Here is a 14,614-nt window from a genome sequence, read left to right as displayed (position 1 = left end):
GGCCGGACCGCGGCCGTGAGGCGCAGCGGTCCGGGCGGGGCGACGCGAGCCGGGGCTCAGAGCGTCTTGAGCAACTCGTCGTAGCCGGTCTGGTCGAGCAGGCCGGCGAGTTCGGCCGGGTTGCTCAGCTTGACCTTGAAGAACCAGCCTGAGGCCAGCGGGTCGCTGTTGGCCAGCGACGGGTCGTCACGCAGCGCCTCGTTGACGGCGACGACCTCGCCGCTGACCGGCGCGTACAGGTCGGCGGCGGCCTTGACCGACTCGACGACACCGGCGACCTCGCCCTTGGCGAAGGTCGCGCCGACGGCGGGCAGGTCGACGAAGACCACGTCACCGAGCGCGTCCTGCGCGTGCACGGTGATGCCGACCACGGCCGCGCTGGCGTCGGCGGCGTCGATCCATTCATGGTCGGAAGTGAACTGGAGAGGCATGAAGGGGCTCCTGAAGAACGGCTGCCTGATGAGGCGTGGATGGTGAGATGCGGCAAAGACGCGCGGGTGGCGAGCCGAGCGACGGCCCGCCCGGGCGTCGCTCAACCCCGGAAGTATCGGTGCGGCGCGAAGGGCAGTGGCACGACCTTCATCGGCAGGCGCTTGCCACGCACCTCGGCCAGCAGCGTGCTGCCGGGCGCGGCATGGTTGCTGGCCACGTAGGCCATGGCGATGGGCTGGTTGACGCTCGGCCCGGTCGTGCCGCTGGTGACGGTGCCGAGCTTGTGACCTTGGGCGTCGTGCAGCGTCGCGCCCTCACGCACCGGCACCCGTTCCAGGCCGACCAGGCCGACACGCTTGTGGGTCGCGCCCTGTGTCAGCTGGCCCTCGATGACCGAGGCGCCGGGGTAGCCGCCGGCCCGCGCGCCGCCGGGGCGTCGCACCTTCTGGATCGCCCAGCCCAGGCCGGCCTCGATCGGCGAGGTGGCGGCGTGGATGTCATGGCCATACAGGCACAGACCGGCTTCGAGCCGCAGGGTGTCGCGCGCGCCCAGGCCGCCAGGCTGGACCTCCTCTTGTGCCAGCAGCGTGCGGGCCAGGGCGACGGCATGGGTGGCGGGCACCGAGATCTCGAAGCCGTCCTCGCCGGTGTAGCCCGAACGGGTGACGTAGCAGTCGGCACCGGCCAGCGCGTAGTGGCCACCGCTCATGAAGGTCAGCGCTGCCACGCCGGCATTGATGCGCGCCAGTGCCTGAACCGCCTTCGGGCCCTGCAGCGCCAGCAGCGCGCGCTCGGGCATCGGGATGACCTGGCAGCGGTGGCCGATGTGGGTCAGCAGGTGGCGCGTGTCGGCGTCCTTGCAGCCGGCGTTGACCACCAGGAACAGGTCGTCGGCACGGCGCGTGACCATCAGGTCGTCGAGCAGGCCACCGGTCGGGTTGGTGAAGTAGGCGTAGCGCTGGCGGCCGATGCCGAGGTCGACCACATCGACCGGCACCAGGCTCTCGAGGGCACGGGCGGCGTCCTCGCCGACCAGGCGCAGCTGACCCATGTGCGAGACATCGAACAGCGCGGCCGATTCGCGGCACTGGCGGTGCTCGGCCAGGATGCCGGCGGGGTAGTTGACCGGCATCGCATAGCCGGCAAACGGCACCATGCGGGCGCCGAGTTCGAGGTGAAGGTCGTGCAGCGGGGTCTGCAGCAGGGCAGACGTGTGGACAGCGGTGTGGGCGGCGGTGTCAGCGGACATCTTGGGCTCCGAGGGCGATGGATGGGGCGCCATCCGGGGCCCGGCGACCGTCGGTCGTCGGGCTTGCCCTCGCTGTCCGCTTTACCTGAGAGATTGACGGCCCGGCGGTTGTGCCGCCCAGGCCGCTTGCCCCTTCGGTGGACCGCCTGCCGGCCGGGGCCGCGACGGTCTCTCTCCAGTGAGGTGACGTCTGTTGCGCAGACGTGTGCCAGTCCTTTTGCCTGAGCGTTCGAGGCCGGCTTGCTCGGCCGGTCTCTGCGCCTTCGGCGGCCCTGTTTGCGGTCAGGTCGATCGGCGAAAAACGCCGTGTTGATCGGACCTGCAGCCCAGTGGCTCTCTCCTGGCGACGGCCAGTGTAGCCGAGCGTCCCGACCGTGGGCCGGTCATGTCGGGGTCACTCCCAGGGTGGTGCGTCGGCGCTGACCGAGGTCTTCGCAGGGGCTGCTGGCGTGGTCATCGGCATGGTCGTCGGCGTGGCTGTGGCGCTTGCCTCGAACAGCCCCGGCTTCTGCTCGCCGCCGAGCGCGTCCAAGAGGTCCGGGATCAGCCGGATCAGCTCGCCGGTGGCAATGGCCGCATCGGCGTCGAAGCCGTCGTCGCCATCGCGGCCGGCGCTCGGGGTGTTTTCCTGCACGCCGTCGAGGAACTCGATCTTCTTGAGCACCATCTGCTCGGTCAGCACAAAGGACACGCGGCCGTTCCAGGTCAGCGCCAGGCGGGTCGGGCGCTTGCCCTGTTCGATGTGGCTGCGGACCTCCTCGGTGTCGAGCGGGTGGCGGGCATAGCGCACCACCGACTTGGACACGTCCGGCGCCTTCAGCTCGCAGTCACGGTCGATCGTGAAGACCGCCGGCGGCTCGATCGCGGCCTCCGGCATCTCGCCTTCGCCCGGTCGGGTGGCGCCGGCCAGCAGCCAGCCGGCCATCGCGGTGGCCGGTGCCAGCGCGGTGTGGATGGGCTCGATCGAGAAGCCCGCCAGCCCCTTGGTCAGCAAGGTGATGACCTCGTCGGCGCGGGCCGTGCTGGCCGCGTCGATCATCAGCAGGCCCTCCTGCGGTGCGATCCAGACCGGCAGGCCCAGCTGCTTGGTGAAGGCCTGCGGCAGCAGCTCCAGCTGGGCCTGGTCCTTCATGTCCTTGCGCTGCTTCTTGCCGGGCTTGCGGCCGGTGTCGGCCTCGATGCGCTCGGCCATCTCGTCGATGCGGCGCTTGACCACCGAGCCCGGCAGCACCTTCTGCTCGACCATCAGGCGCAGCAGCCAGTGGCCGCCGATGGACTCCACCAGCGAGCCATGGGCCCGGCCACGCGGGGCCACCCAGCCTGCCGAGATCGGCTGCGTCGCGCCGCAGGGGATGAAGGTGGCGGCGTCGGCGGCCTCCACCAGCGCATCGAGGTCAGGTTGCCAGGTCTCGGCCAGGCGGTAGATCAGCAGGTTCTTGAACATCGGCAGGGAGGGTCGGGAAACGTGGATAAAGGTCAGGGTACGTCGGGAACGACAGCGCCACTGTGCGCCGAGCGCACGCGGCGGTCATGCATCGGGACCGGGTGAGCGACTCAGCGCAGCGCCGGCAGTCCGCGCAGCACCGGCTCGATGCCGCTGGCGAAGGCGGCATGGGCATCGGCATCGAAGTGGATGCCGTCGACCGGGTTGACCGCCCACAGCGCGGCACCGTTCAGGTAGGTGCAACCATGCGCATGGGCGACATGGGCGACATGCCCGGCCAGCCGGTGCGACTTCTCTGCACCGCCGGCAAACAGCTCGCCCAGGCCACCGACTTCGAGGATGGGCGTGGGCGACACCAGCACGATGGCCGGCGCGCGACCGTCCGGGCCCGAGGCGCTGCCCTGGATCATGCGCACCAGCTGCGCCATGCCCTGGGCGATCTCGAAGGGCGACAGCCGGAAGCGCGCCTTCAGGTCGTTGGTGCCCAGCATCAGCAGCACCGCGTCGATCGGTCGGTGCGAGGCCAGGCAGGGCCGCAGGTAGGCGGCGCCCGACATCGACACCGTGATGCCCTCGATCGGGTCCTCCAGCACTGTGGTGCGGCCGGGCAGGCCCTCCTCGATCACCCGGATCGTGGGCGACAGCGCCGTCGCCAGGCGACCGGTCCAGCGCTGCCCCAGCGGCAGCCGCGCGCCGGTGACCGGGTCGCTGCCCCAGGTGTTGGAGTCGCCGTAGCAGAGCAGGGTCTTCATCGTCGGGTCCTGTTCCCGGGGCTGGTGGACACATTTGCAGGGTGGCCGGGACCCCGGAAAGGTGGGCGATTCTGGGTGAGCCGCCAATCGACGGTCAAGTTGGGCTGGCCTGCCCGTGACGTCCGCACACCGGTTGCTGACCTAGACAACTGGGGCCTTGATCACGCCTTGATCCCCGGATCGGGAGACCGGCCGCTTGCCAATACTGACGCCTCGTGTTGTCTGCCGCTTTGTCGTCTGCCGCCTTGTCGCCTGTCTTCATCGGCCGCCATCGCCGGCCGGACCACGCGTGACGGGGACATCTTCGAGATCCACCAGCCCAGGAAACCTGACCATGAAGCCCACCACCTCCATCGCGATCGCCATTCTGGCGGTCGCCGCGCACAGCGCCGCCCTGGCCAATGACCCGAAGGCCACCATCGCCGACCTCGATGCCCGACTGGCCAAGATCGGGGCCCCGCGCCTCGAAGGCAGCGTCGACGTGGCCGGCAAGACCGTGCCGGCGATCTACTTCGGTGAGCGCAAGATCAACAACAACTATGACGTGGTGGACAGCATCCGCAAGGCGCACAACGCCACGGCGACGGTGTTCGTGAAGGACGGCGAGGAGTTCGTGCGTGTCAGCACCAACGTCCTGACGCCCGAAGGCAAGCGCGGCATCGGCACCCTGCTGGCCCGCAATCAGGCCTACGCCGCAGTCATCAAGGGCACCCAGTACTGCGGTCCGATCGATGTGCTGGGAACGGCCTTCGACGCTTGCTACAACCCGATCAAGGACGCGGGCGGAAAGATCATCGGCGTGACCTACATCGGCCACAAGAAGTAAGGACAGGCCAGCGCGTCGCGCATGCATGTCTGTTCCCACCCAGCCTGGAGTTCCCATCTTGAGTCACATGAATCCGGTCAGGCGGCTGTTTGGCCAGTTGCCGCTCGGACGTCAATTGCAAGCCGCGTTTGCCGCCGTCTTGGCGCTGATGCTGCTCGTCGGCGTGATCGCGGTGTCCAGCCTCGACCAGCTCGAAGCGGCCTCCAGCCGGCTGTCGGGCCGCTGGCTGTCCGGCGTCGGGCATCTCAGCGGTGCGCGCGCCGCGTTGGTCGATGTCCGCGAGCTTGAGCTCAAGCACAGCCGCACCGACGATCGCAGCTACCACGCCGAGTACGAGGAAAAGATGGCGGAGGCCGGCAAGTCCGTCCAGACGCACCTCGCTGGCTATCGGGGCCTGATCGCCTCCGACGAGGACGTCGCCAGCCTCGACGCGCTGGAGAAGGCCTGGAACGACTACCGCAAGTTCCAGGGCAAGGTGGTCGAACTCGGCCGCGCCGGCCAGCAGCAGGATGCCGCCGACATCAGCGACGGTGCGTCGAGCATGGCCTTCGACGAATCCATGGGCGCTCTCGCTGCCTTGACCGACTTCAACTTCAGCAGCGGCGAGCAGGCCAGCGTGGCGGCGACCGCGGTGATGGCGCGATCGCGTCAGGTCCTGTTCGGCCTGATCGGCGTCGCGCTGCTGCTGGGCATCGGGCTGGCTTGGGGATTGAGCCGGCATGTGCTCGGACAACTCGGCGGCGAACCTGCCTTGGCGGTCAACGTGGCCACGGCCGTGGCCGCTGGCGACCTGCGCACGCCGGTGCCGGTGCGCGCCGGGGATGAGCACAGCCTGATGCGTCGCTTGCGGGACATGCAGGCCTCGCTGGTCCATGCCGTGTCTGACGTGCGCCAGGGTTCCGAGAGCGTGGCCACCGCCAGCGCCCAGATCGCGCAGGGCAACCAGGACTTGTCAGAGCGGACCGAACAACAAGCCAGTGCGCTGCAAGAAACGGCGGCGACGATGGACATGCTCGGCGCCACCGTTCGGGCCAATGCGGACAACGCGCGTCAGGCCAACCAGCTGGCCCTGGGTGCTAGCGCCGTCGCCACGCAGGGCGGCGACGTGGTCGCGCGGGTGGTCGACACCATGCAGGACATCAACCAGAGCAGCAAGAAGATCGCCGACATCATCTCGGTGATCGACGGCATCGCCTTCCAGACCAACATCCTGGCGCTCAACGCAGCGGTCGAGGCAGCCCGGGCCGGCGAACAGGGCCGGGGCTTTGCGGTGGTCGCCTCGGAGGTCCGCAACCTGGCCCAGCGCAGTGCCGGCGCCGCCCGCGAGATCAAGTCCCTGATTCATGCCAGCGTCGAGCGCGTCGAGCACGGCACCTCCCTGGTCGATCAGGCCGGCCGGACCATGACGGAGATCGTCGACGCGATCCGGCGGGTCAGCGACATCGTGGCGGAGATCAGCTCGGCCAGCACCGAACAAAGCGACAGCGTCGCCCAGGTCGGCGCGGCCATCCAGCAGATGGACCAGGCCACGCAACAGAACGCCGCGCTGGTCGAGCAGACCGCCGCCGCTGCGGAGAGCATGCGTCAGCAGGTCGGCCAGTTGCTCGATGCGGTCGCGGTCTTCCGCACCGATGCGGCGTCCGAGGCGATGTCCGTGGCGGGCCGCTGACGGCTCAGACGCCGCGCGCCCGATCGGCCTTGAACTGCGCCCGGAAGGCCTCGAAGCGGCCCTCGTCGAGGGCCGCGCGGACCTCGCGCATCAGGTTCAGGTAGTAGTGCAGGTTGTGGATGCTGGCGAGCATCGGACCCAGCATCTCGCCGCAACGGTCGAGGTGGTGCAGGTAGGCGCGGCTGAAGCCGCCGGTGGTCTTGCCTGAGGCGTCGGTGCTGCCGGCGCAGGCGTGGCAGGCGCAGGTCTCGTCGATCGGGCGCTCGTCGGTCTTGTGGCGGGCGTTGCGGATCTTCAGGTCGCCGTAGCGGGTGAAGAGGTGGCCGTTGCGGGCGTTGCGGGTGGGCATGACGCAGTCGAACATGTCGACCCCGCAGGCCACGCCGTCGACCAGGTCTTCGGGCGTGCCCACGCCCATCAGGTAGCGCGGCTTGTGGGCCGGCAGGCGGTGTGGCGTGTGGCCCATGATGCGCAGCATCTCGTCCTTGGGCTCGCCGACGCTGACCCCGCCGATGGCGTAGCCGGGCAGGTCAAGGTCGACCAGCGCGGCCAGCGAGGCCTCGCGCAGGCTCTCGAACATGCCGCCCTGCACGATGCCGAACAGCGCGTTCGGGTTGGCCAGCCGGGCGAACTCGGCCTGTGAGCGGCCGGCCCAGCGCAGGCTCAGTTCCATCGACTCGCGCGCTTCCTTCTCGGTCGTGATGTGACCGACGCCCTTGGCGCCCTGCCAGTAGGGCGTGCACTCGTCGAACTGCATGACGATGTCGCTGTTGAGCACCGTCTGGATCTGCATGCTCACCTCGGGCGTGAGGAAGAGCTTGTCGCCGTTGACCGGCGAGGCGAAGCGCACGCCTTCCTCGCTGATCTTGCGCATGTCGCCCAGCGACCAGACCTGGAAGCCGCCGGAGTCGGTCAGGATGGGCCGCTCCCAGGTCTCGAAGCGGTGCAGGCCGCCGAACTGGGCCATGACGTCCAGGCCGGGGCGCATCCACAGGTGGAAGGTGTTGCCCAGGATGATCTGGGCGCCCATGGCTTCCAGGTCGCGTGGCATCACGCCCTTGACGGTGCCGTAGGTGCCCACGGGCATGAAGATCGGCGTCTCGACGACGCCGTGGTTGAGCGTGAGACGGCCGCGTCGGGCGTGGCCTTCGGTGCCCAGGAGTTCGAAGTTCAGCATGGGCGGGATTGTCTCAGCCCGCCCGGCTTCAGGAACGACGGCTCGGGCGCGTCGCCGTCCAGACCTCGATCTCGCCCCGGCCGATGCCGAGGTCCCGCAGCTCGTGCGCATCCATCGCCAGCAGCACGGCCCGGTCGGCCCGGCGGCGCGCGGCCTCCGCGCGCACGCTGCGCAGTGCCGCGAACAGCGCCAGGCCGGCGGCCTGCAGGTGACGGGCGGCGCGGCGGAACTGGCGCTGGCTGTCTTCACTGGGCAGGGCAACAGGCAGCGTGGACAGGCCCAGTGCAAAGGTGGCGGCGGTGGCGGGGGTCATCGTGGGCTCCGGTGGTGGTCGTGTCGTCTGGTGTCGGGAGCCTCGATGGTGGGGGTGCACGGGTCTGCGGAGAAGTTGAATGATCTGACGCCTACCATCAGCAATCCTGACGACCGGACCCATGACTGATGCCGGAGCCCACATGCGCCACCTCAACCTCGACCAGCTGCGCACGCTGGTGACGATCGCCGACCTGGGCACCTTCGCCGCCGCCTCGCAGGCGTTGCACCTCGCGCCGCCGACGGTCAGCCTGCACATCCGCGAACTCGAACAGCGCCTGGGCGCCAGCCTGCTGGAACGCAGCTCGCGCGGTGCCGTGCCGACGGCGGCTGGCACCTTGCTGGTCGAACGCGGTCGTCAGTTGCTGAAGGACGCCGACGACGCCGAGGAACAGGTGCGCCGCAGCGCCCACGGCCTGGCCGGCAAGGTCAGCCTGGCGACCTCGACCGGCGTGCTGGTCTATTTGCTGCCGCACGTGCTGGCGCGGCTGGCCGAACGGGCGCCGGAGATCGATGTGGAGGTCAGCATCCTGGGTTCGATCGAGACGGTGGCCCGGCTGCGCGCCGGCACGCTGGACCTGGGCATCGTCGCGCTGCCCCAGCCGTCCGAGCCCGATCTGGTGCTGGGCCCCTGGCGACGTGACCTGATGCTGGCCTTCATCCCGCCGGGCTGGGAGGCGCCGGAGGTGGTCACGCCCGACTGGATGGCGGCCCGGCCGATGGTGGCCAACGGCTCCTCGACGCTGACGCAGAAGCTGATCCTGGGCTGGTTCGCCCGCGCCGGCCTGCAGCCGCGCACCCGCATCGAGCTGAACTACAACGAGGCGATCAAGAGCCTGGTCTCCGCCGGCTACGGCGCGGCCGTGCTGCCGGCCGAATGGGTGCCCGAGGGCGCCCCGGCGCTGGGTCCGGACGGCATGCCGCTGGCGCACAGCCCGTCGAACATGCCGATGCAGCTGCGCCCGCTGGATCCGCCCCTGCCGCGCGAACTGGCGTTGGCGCACCGCCCGGAAGGCCGGCTCGATGCGGCCACCCGGCAGGTGCTGGAGACGCTGCGCGGCTTCGCCTCGTCCATGTGATCGCGCCATGAAAAACGGGGCCCGCAGGCCCCGTCGACGCGCGAGATGCCGCGTGCCGGATCAGTCGGCGTAGCGCGAGAACACCAGCGTCGCGTTGGTGCCGCCGAAGCCGAAGCTGTTGGACAGCACCGTGTTCATCGGCGCATCGCGGCGCTGGCGCAGGATGGGCATGCCGTCGGCTGCCGGGTCCAGGTTCTCGATGTGGGCCGAGGCGGCGGCGAAGTTGTCGCGCAGCATCAGCAGCGAGTAGATGGCTTCCTGCACGCCGGCCGCGCCCAGCGAGTGGCCGGTCAGCGACTTGGTCGAGCTGATCGCGGGGATCTGGTCGCCGAAGACCTGACGGACCGCACCCAGCTCGGCCAGATCGCCCACCGGCGTCGAGGTGCCGTGGGCGTTGATGTAGTCGACCGGCGTCTTCACATTCGCGAGCGCCTGCTGCATGCAGCGCACCGCGCCTTCGCCGGACGGCGCGACCATGTCGTGGCCGTCCGAGGTGGCGCCGAAGCCGACCAGTTCGGCCAGGATGTTGGCGCCACGGGCCTGGGCGTGTTCGAGCGACTCCAGCACCAGCATGCCGCCGCCACCGGCGATGACGAAGCCGTCGCGGCTGGCGTCGAAGGCGCGCGAGGCGGTCGACGGCGTGTCGTTGTAGGCGCTGGACATGGCACCCATGGCGTCGAACAGCAGCGACAGCTCCCAGCTTTCCTCTTCACCGCCACCGGCGAAGACGACGTCCTGGTTGCCCCAGGCGATCAGCTGGCCGGCGTGGCCGATGCAGTGCGCGCTGGTCGAGCAGGCCGAGGTGATCGAGTAGTTGACGCCCTTGATGCCAAAGGGCGTGGCCAGGCAGGCCGAGACCGTGCTGCCCATGGTCTTGGTGACCATGAAGGGGCCGACCCGCTTGATGCCCTTGGCGCGCAAGGTGTCGGCGGCCCAGACCTGGTTGAGGCTGGAGGCGCCGCCCGAGCCGGCGACCAGGCCGGTGCGCGGGTTGGACACCTGTTCCGGCGTCAGCCCGGCGTGGGCGATGGCCTGCTGCATGGCCACGTAGGAATAGCCCGCCGCGTCGCCCATGAAGCGCAGGGTGCGGCGGTCGATCGTGGCTTCGAGGTTCAGCGTCGGTCGACCGCTGACCTGCGAGCGCATGCCCTTCTCGGCATAGGCGGGGTTGAAGGTGAGGCCCGAACGGCCTTCGCGCAGGCTGGCGGCGACCTCGTCGGCGTTGTTGCCGATGCTCGAGACGATGCCGTATCCGGTGACGACGACGCGGCGCATCAGAAATCTTCCGTCGAGGTGAACAGGCCGACCTTCAGGTCGGTGGCGGTGTAGATCTCGCGGCCGTCGGCATACATGTGGCCGTCGGCGATGCCCATCACCAGCTTGCGTTCGATGACGCGCTTGAGATCAAGGCGGTAGGTGACCTTCTTGACGGTCGGCAGCACCTGGCCGAAGAACTTGACCTCACCGGCGCCAAGCGCACGGCCGCGGCCGGGGTTGCCGCGCCAGCCGAGCCAGAAGCCGACCAGCTGCCACAGGGCATCAAGGCCCAGGCAGCCCGGCATGACCGGGTCGCCTTCGAAGTGGCAGCCGAAGAACCAGAGGTCGGGAACGATGTCGAGTTCGGCCTCGATCGTGCCCTTGCCGAACTCGCCGCCGGTGTCGTCGATGCGGACGATGCGATCCATCATGAGCATGTTGGGCAGCGGCAGGCGGGCGTTGCCCGGGCCGAACAGCTCGCCTCGACCGCAGGCCAGCAGCTCGTCGCGGCTGTAGCTGTGGCGTCCCTGGTCACGTTGGCTCAGGGCGGGGACGGCGGGCATGCCTGTGGACGGCATTTGGGGTGCATTCATGGTGGTCGACACGTCGATGGGGCTGGCGGGTCCCGGGTGGACGGGCCAGCTCCTGGGCTTCAAGGAACGGGGGGAGGGCGCTGGACCCCGTCCGCGACTGTAGCGCGGCAGGTCCACGATTCTCGGTCGTCAGCGGGGCGTCTTGTCGTCTTGTCGCTGCGCAGGCGGCGGGGAAGTTACCCCAGTTGACGTGGGTCGTGTGCCGCCCATGCCGGCGCACGGATCTTCGCGGTCCTGGCGGGGCGTCTCCAGCCGCAGGTCATAGGGGGCGATGCCGGCGTCGCCCGGCGGGTCGTCGCCACCGGCTTCGACCAGACCGACGACCACCGCCCGGGTGGCCAGCGGCGCGGCCAGCCAGCGCGGCACGCCGAGGTCACGCCGCACATGGCCATTGCCGGCCAGCAGCACGACGGCGCCGTCCAGCGCCGGTCCGGCGGCCTGCTGCACGGCGCGCGCCATGGCCTGGTCCCGGGCGACCTGGGCGGCGGCCATGCGACGGGCCAGGGCCGCGTCGACCATGCCGCAGTGCGAGGCTTCGATCAGCTGGGCCTGGGCGGACAGCAGGGGCTCGGGCACGGCGGCGTCGAAGCCCTGCGCGGCCAGACCTTCGCGGATGACGCGCCGGGCCGCGTCGCGCGAGACGTTGACGGCGACCAGTGGCAGGCCGTGTGTCACCGCGCGTTCGATGTAGGGCCGGTAGTAGGCCCAGTCCCAGCCCGACATCGGGCCGTCGAGCGCGGCGATCGCCTGGGCCGTGGCTGGGGCGGCGTCTTGCGGCCGGCCGCTGGCGCGGGCCTCGGCGAGCAGGCGGTCGATCTCGCTCTGGCGTTCGCGGTCGATCTGTTCCATCAGCAGCGCCGGACGCTCGCCGCGCGCCAGCAAGGCATCCAGCGCCCGCAGCCGCAGCGCGTGCTGGGCGGCGTTGTCATGCACCTCGCCGATCAGCCAGATGCGGCTGCGGGCCGGGTCCAGGTCGAGCATCGGCACGGCGACCGGTGTGGCACAGCCGCTGGCCAAGGCGGCGATCAGGAGCAAGGCGTGGAGGCGGTGACGGGCAGGCATGGCGGCAACGATAACGGCGCTCTGCAAGGCCTTGGATCCGGCTTGCTTGCAAATGCGAATCGTTCTCATTAAAATGAGCGCATGTTGAACGTTGTCCTTCCCACTGACCCACCGGCCGAGCCGAAGGCTGACGCCCCGGACACGTCCGGCGGCGCGTGCCAGCTGCCGCTGCGGCTGCGCAGCGTCGACCTTCTGCAAGGCACCGACGAGGTGCTGATCGAACACGAGGGCGCCTGCTACCGCCTGCGTCGCACGGCGCTCGGTCGGCTGATCCTGACCAAGTGAGGTCGGCGGCGTGACCGGGCGGTCTGACCGCCTCGCTCGCCCCGGCACCGTTCTTTTCCCTGCTCTCGGACACGCGGCCCAGCCATCGCCAGGTCAAGCGTCGTCGGTCTCGCCAGACCGTCGACCCCGCCACCGGATTTCAAACCCGTTGTGGAAACCTGACCCATGGCTGCACCCATCCGCCCGCCCCTCCGAACGCCTCTCCGAACGCACGTTCGAACGCCCCTGATCCCCCTCGGCGCCATGGCCTGTGGCCTGGGCCTGCTCGCCGCGCCCGCCTGGGCCGCCGACGACGGCACCACCGGCGAAGCCGTGACGCTGCCACGCGTGACTGTCACCGCGCCCGACCTGCCCGAACAGGGCCGCGACGGCCTGCAGGTCAAGCGCACCCGCATCGGCAAGTCCGAGCAGGACCTGCGTGACGTGCCGCAGTCGATCAGCATCGTGACCGAGCGCCTGATCGATGACCGCAACCTCGACACGCTCAAGCAGGCGCTGACACAGACCGCCGGCATCACCTTCCTCGCGGCCGAAGGCGGCGAAGAAGACATCCGCCTGCGCGGCTTCTCGCTGCAGGCCACCGGCGACATCTTCATCGACGGCATGCGCGACCCGGCCTTCTACGACCGCGACGCCTTCAACTGGGACCGCCTGGAACTGCTGCGCGGTTCGGCCTCGATGCTGTTCGGGCGTGGTTCGACTGGCGGTGCGGCCAACCAGGTCACCAAGCAGGCCTATCTGATGGACGGCAGCCAGGTCGACCTGACGCTGGGCAGCCACGCCTACCGCCGGATCGTCGGCGACGTCAACGTCGTGACCGGCGAGGACGCCGCTCTGCGCCTGAACGCCATGGCCACGACGGCCGACAGCGATGGCGCCGGCAACCGGCTCGACAAACGCGGGCTGGCCGGCAACTTCCGCTGGGGCATCGGCCACAAGGACGAGTTCGGCGTGTCGCTCTACCGGCTGGAGAACCGCAATGGCATGAACTACGGCCTGCCGTGGATCAGCCCGAGCGCGACCTCGGCGGCGACCGAGCGGACCATGATCAGCACGCTCGACCCGAACGCCTATTACGGCATGGCGAGCGACCGCAACCACGGCACCGCGACCACGGCGACGTTCGATCACCGCCACCGCTTCGACGCCAACACCGCCCTGAAGACCAGCGTGCGGCGGGGTGTCTACACACGCGACCAACGCGCCAGCACGGTCCGCCTGTGCCAGCAGACCACCAACGCCACCACCGGCGTCGTCACCAACCCGGGTTGTCCGACGGTGGTCCCCACGCTGGACACCTTCAGCGACGCGACCGTCTTCACGCGCGGCACCCAGCTCAAGATCCAGGACCTCGACACCCTGCATGCCCAGAGCGACTTCACGACCCGCTTCGAGGCGCTGGGCCTGACGCATGAATGGGTCAGCGGCATCGACCTGGCCCGCGAGGAGAAGGTCGTCTACGCCGCCAGCACGCCCGCCGGCATCGACCTGAGCAAGCCCCGCACGACCGCCGGCACACCCGATGACGGCGCGTGGATCGACGAGGACGCCCGCGTGCTGCGCCGCGCCAGCGGCTTCGTCAACCACAACATCGGCGTCTACGCGCAGGACCTCGTCACCGTGGCCGACGGCTGGAAGCTGCTGGCCGGTCTGCGTCACGACCGCATGAAGGGCGACCACGAACAGATCGCCGCGACCGGCGTGGTGACGCGCTACCAGCAAGCCATTGGCGAGTTCAGCCAGCGCCTGGGCGCGATCTGGCAGCCAAGTGCGCGTCACAGCCTGCACGCGTCCTGGGGCAGTTCGTTCAACACCTCGGGCGACTCGTATTCCTACAACGCGCTGAGCGCCAACACCGCGCCCGAGCAGAGCATCAACACCGAGATCGGCGCGCGCATCGACAGCGAGGACCGGATGTTCACCACCCGCATCGCGCTGTTCCGCTCGGTCAAGTTGAACGAACGCAACACCGACCCCGACACCGCCGCCACGGCCTTGCTGCTGTCGGGCAAGCGCCATGCCGCCGGCCTGGACATGGACATCAACGGCCGCCTGACGAAGGACTGGGACGTCTACCTGTCCTACATGTGGATCCCCGATGCCAAGGTCGACGTGGCCGCGCCGACGGCCACCACCTTCGGCAACCGCGCCGGTGACCGCCCCGGCCTGACCCCGAAGCACAGCGGCGCGGTCTGGAGCAGCTGGCAGCTCACGCGCGACTGGCGCGTGGGCACCGGCGTGAACTTCCGCAGCAAGAGCACGCCGGCCGACCAGCAGGCCGCCAGCGCCATCACCTCGCCGGGCTACGGCACGCTGGAGCTGATGACCGAGGTCGCCATCGAGCCCGACACCTTCATCGTCAAGGCCAACCTCGCCAACGTCACCAACAAGCTCTACGGCGCCAGCCTCTACCGCGGCCACGTCGTGCCGGGCGCCGGCCGGACGCTGCAGGTCACCGGCACCGTGAAGTTCTGATC

14 protein-coding genes and 2 riboswitches are annotated in these 14,614 nt (G+C 69.7%); of the genes, 5 read left to right on the top strand and 9 right to left on the bottom strand.

Annotation, left to right across the window (positions count from 1 at the left end; genetic code table 11):
• Positions 1-56 precede the first annotated feature (56 nt).
• The 4 genes from gcvH to EV685_RS03700 all read right to left on the bottom strand — a co-directional run bounded on the left by gcvH (position 57) and on the right by EV685_RS03700 (position 3,877).
• Positions 57-431, bottom strand: coding sequence for a glycine cleavage system protein GcvH (gcvH, locus tag EV685_RS03715; protein ID WP_130480599.1), 375 nt, complete (start codon positions 429-431; stop codon positions 57-59).
• 101 nt (positions 432-532) lie between these two features.
• A complete protein-coding gene (gcvT, locus tag EV685_RS03710; RefSeq protein ID WP_130480598.1) occupies positions 533-1,681 on the bottom strand; it encodes a glycine cleavage system aminomethyltransferase GcvT in 1,149 nt (382 codons plus the stop codon).
• Between the two features lie 62 nt (positions 1,682-1,743).
• Positions 1,744-1,870: riboswitch (glycine riboswitch) on the bottom strand.
• 10 nt (positions 1,871-1,880) lie between these two features.
• A riboswitch (glycine riboswitch) is annotated at positions 1,881-2,034 on the bottom strand.
• A 41-nt stretch (positions 2,035-2,075) separates the two neighbouring features.
• Positions 2,076-3,125 carry a recombination-associated protein RdgC gene (locus EV685_RS03705; protein WP_130480597.1) on the bottom strand — a complete coding sequence of 350 codons (1,050 nt, stop codon included), beginning with the start codon at positions 3,123-3,125 and terminating at the stop codon, positions 2,076-2,078.
• 110 nt (positions 3,126-3,235) lie between these two features.
• The gene (locus tag EV685_RS03700; protein WP_130480596.1) at positions 3,236-3,877 is read right to left on the bottom strand and encodes an SGNH/GDSL hydrolase family protein; all 642 of its coding nucleotides are present in this window, start codon (positions 3,875-3,877) and stop codon (positions 3,236-3,238) included.
• A gap of 334 nt (positions 3,878-4,211) precedes the next feature.
• On the opposite strand from EV685_RS03700, the gene EV685_RS03695 reads away from it, so the two are divergent.
• Positions 4,212-4,703: a Cache 3/Cache 2 fusion domain-containing protein gene (locus tag EV685_RS03695; RefSeq protein ID WP_130480595.1), complete on the top strand. Its 492-nt coding sequence runs from the start codon at positions 4,212-4,214 to the stop codon at positions 4,701-4,703.
• Positions 4,704-4,770: 67 nt separating this feature from the next.
• Positions 4,771-6,372, top strand: coding sequence for a methyl-accepting chemotaxis protein (locus tag EV685_RS21155; protein WP_275938338.1), 1,602 nt, complete (start codon positions 4,771-4,773; stop codon positions 6,370-6,372).
• Between the two features lie 4 nt (positions 6,373-6,376).
• Here the strand turns inward: EV685_RS21155 and tgt are convergent, their stop codons facing one another.
• Positions 6,377-7,549: a tRNA guanosine(34) transglycosylase Tgt gene (tgt, locus tag EV685_RS03685; protein ID WP_130480594.1), complete on the bottom strand. Its 1,173-nt coding sequence runs from the start codon at positions 7,547-7,549 to the stop codon at positions 6,377-6,379.
• A gap of 28 nt (positions 7,550-7,577) precedes the next feature.
• Positions 7,578-7,862: a YjiS-like domain-containing protein gene (locus tag EV685_RS20550; RefSeq protein ID WP_165396702.1), complete on the bottom strand. Its 285-nt coding sequence runs from the start codon at positions 7,860-7,862 to the stop codon at positions 7,578-7,580.
• Positions 7,863-7,983: 121 nt separating this feature from the next.
• Between EV685_RS20550 and EV685_RS03675 the strand changes: the two genes are divergently transcribed.
• Positions 7,984-8,940 (top strand): LysR family transcriptional regulator, encoded by a 957-nt coding sequence (locus tag EV685_RS03675; protein WP_338054428.1) that lies wholly within the window; start codon positions 7,984-7,986, stop codon positions 8,938-8,940.
• 60 nt (positions 8,941-9,000) lie between these two features.
• Here the strand turns inward: EV685_RS03675 and fabB are convergent, their stop codons facing one another.
• From fabB to EV685_RS03660, 3 genes are all read right to left on the bottom strand, one after another.
• Positions 9,001-10,215: a beta-ketoacyl-ACP synthase I gene (fabB, locus tag EV685_RS03670; RefSeq protein ID WP_130480591.1), complete on the bottom strand. Its 1,215-nt coding sequence runs from the start codon at positions 10,213-10,215 to the stop codon at positions 9,001-9,003.
• Complete coding sequence (gene fabA, locus EV685_RS03665) at positions 10,215-10,760, bottom strand: 3-hydroxyacyl-[acyl-carrier-protein] dehydratase FabA (RefSeq protein WP_207224770.1); 546 nt, start codon at positions 10,758-10,760, stop codon at positions 10,215-10,217. Before fabA ends, fabB begins: the two co-directional genes overlap by 1 nt.
• A 159-nt stretch (positions 10,761-10,919) precedes the next feature.
• Complete coding sequence (locus EV685_RS03660; protein WP_130480590.1) at positions 10,920-11,852, bottom strand: ChaN family lipoprotein; 933 nt, start codon at positions 11,850-11,852, stop codon at positions 10,920-10,922.
• A gap of 84 nt (positions 11,853-11,936) precedes the next feature.
• On the opposite strand from EV685_RS03660, the gene hemP reads away from it, so the two are divergent.
• Positions 11,937-12,137 (top strand): hemin uptake protein HemP, encoded by a 201-nt coding sequence (gene hemP, locus EV685_RS03655; RefSeq protein WP_242615403.1) that lies wholly within the window; start codon positions 11,937-11,939, stop codon positions 12,135-12,137.
• 243 nt (positions 12,138-12,380) lie between these two features.
• Positions 12,381-14,612 (top strand): TonB-dependent receptor, encoded by a 2,232-nt coding sequence (locus EV685_RS03650; RefSeq protein WP_242615402.1) that lies wholly within the window; start codon positions 12,381-12,383, stop codon positions 14,610-14,612.
• Positions 14,613-14,614: the final 2 nt, after the last annotated feature.

This window comes from Sphaerotilus mobilis (genome assembly GCF_004216565.1).
GTDB classification, from domain to species: Bacteria; Pseudomonadota; Gammaproteobacteria; order Burkholderiales; family Burkholderiaceae_C; genus Sphaerotilus; species Sphaerotilus mobilis.
This window is presented reverse-complemented; position numbering and strand designations above follow the sequence as displayed.

Bases quoted from the DNA above. Each gene is read 5' to 3' on its own strand.
- EV685_RS20550 (WP_165396702.1), bottom strand. From the start codon at position 7,862: ATGACCCCCGCCACCGCCGCCACCTTTGCACTGGGCCTGTCCACGCTG.
- EV685_RS03660 (WP_130480590.1), bottom strand. From the start codon at position 11,852: ATGCCTGCCCGTCACCGCCTCCACGCCTTGCTCCTGATCGCCGCCTTG.
- EV685_RS03650 (WP_242615402.1), top strand. From the start codon at position 12,381: ATGGCCTGTGGCCTGGGCCTGCTCGCCGCGCCCGCCTGGGCCGCCGAC.
- EV685_RS03675 (WP_338054428.1), top strand. From the start codon at position 7,984: ATGACTGATGCCGGAGCCCACATGCGCCACCTCAACCTCGACCAGCTG.
- EV685_RS03695 (WP_130480595.1), top strand. From the start codon at position 4,212: ATGAAGCCCACCACCTCCATCGCGATCGCCATTCTGGCGGTCGCCGCG.
- EV685_RS03705 (WP_130480597.1), bottom strand. From the start codon at position 3,125: ATGTTCAAGAACCTGCTGATCTACCGCCTGGCCGAGACCTGGCAACCT.
- gcvH (WP_130480599.1), bottom strand. From the start codon at position 431: ATGCCTCTCCAGTTCACTTCCGACCATGAATGGATCGACGCCGCCGAC.
- gcvT (WP_130480598.1), bottom strand. From the start codon at position 1,681: ATGTCCGCTGACACCGCCGCCCACACCGCTGTCCACACGTCTGCCCTG.
- fabB (WP_130480591.1), bottom strand. From the start codon at position 10,215: ATGCGCCGCGTCGTCGTCACCGGATACGGCATCGTCTCGAGCATCGGC.
- EV685_RS03700 (WP_130480596.1), bottom strand. From the start codon at position 3,877: ATGAAGACCCTGCTCTGCTACGGCGACTCCAACACCTGGGGCAGCGAC.
- tgt (WP_130480594.1), bottom strand. From the start codon at position 7,549: ATGCTGAACTTCGAACTCCTGGGCACCGAAGGCCACGCCCGACGCGGC.
- EV685_RS21155 (WP_275938338.1), top strand. From the start codon at position 4,771: ATGAATCCGGTCAGGCGGCTGTTTGGCCAGTTGCCGCTCGGACGTCAA.
- fabA (WP_207224770.1), bottom strand. From the start codon at position 10,760: ATGCCCGCCGTCCCCGCCCTGAGCCAACGTGACCAGGGACGCCACAGC.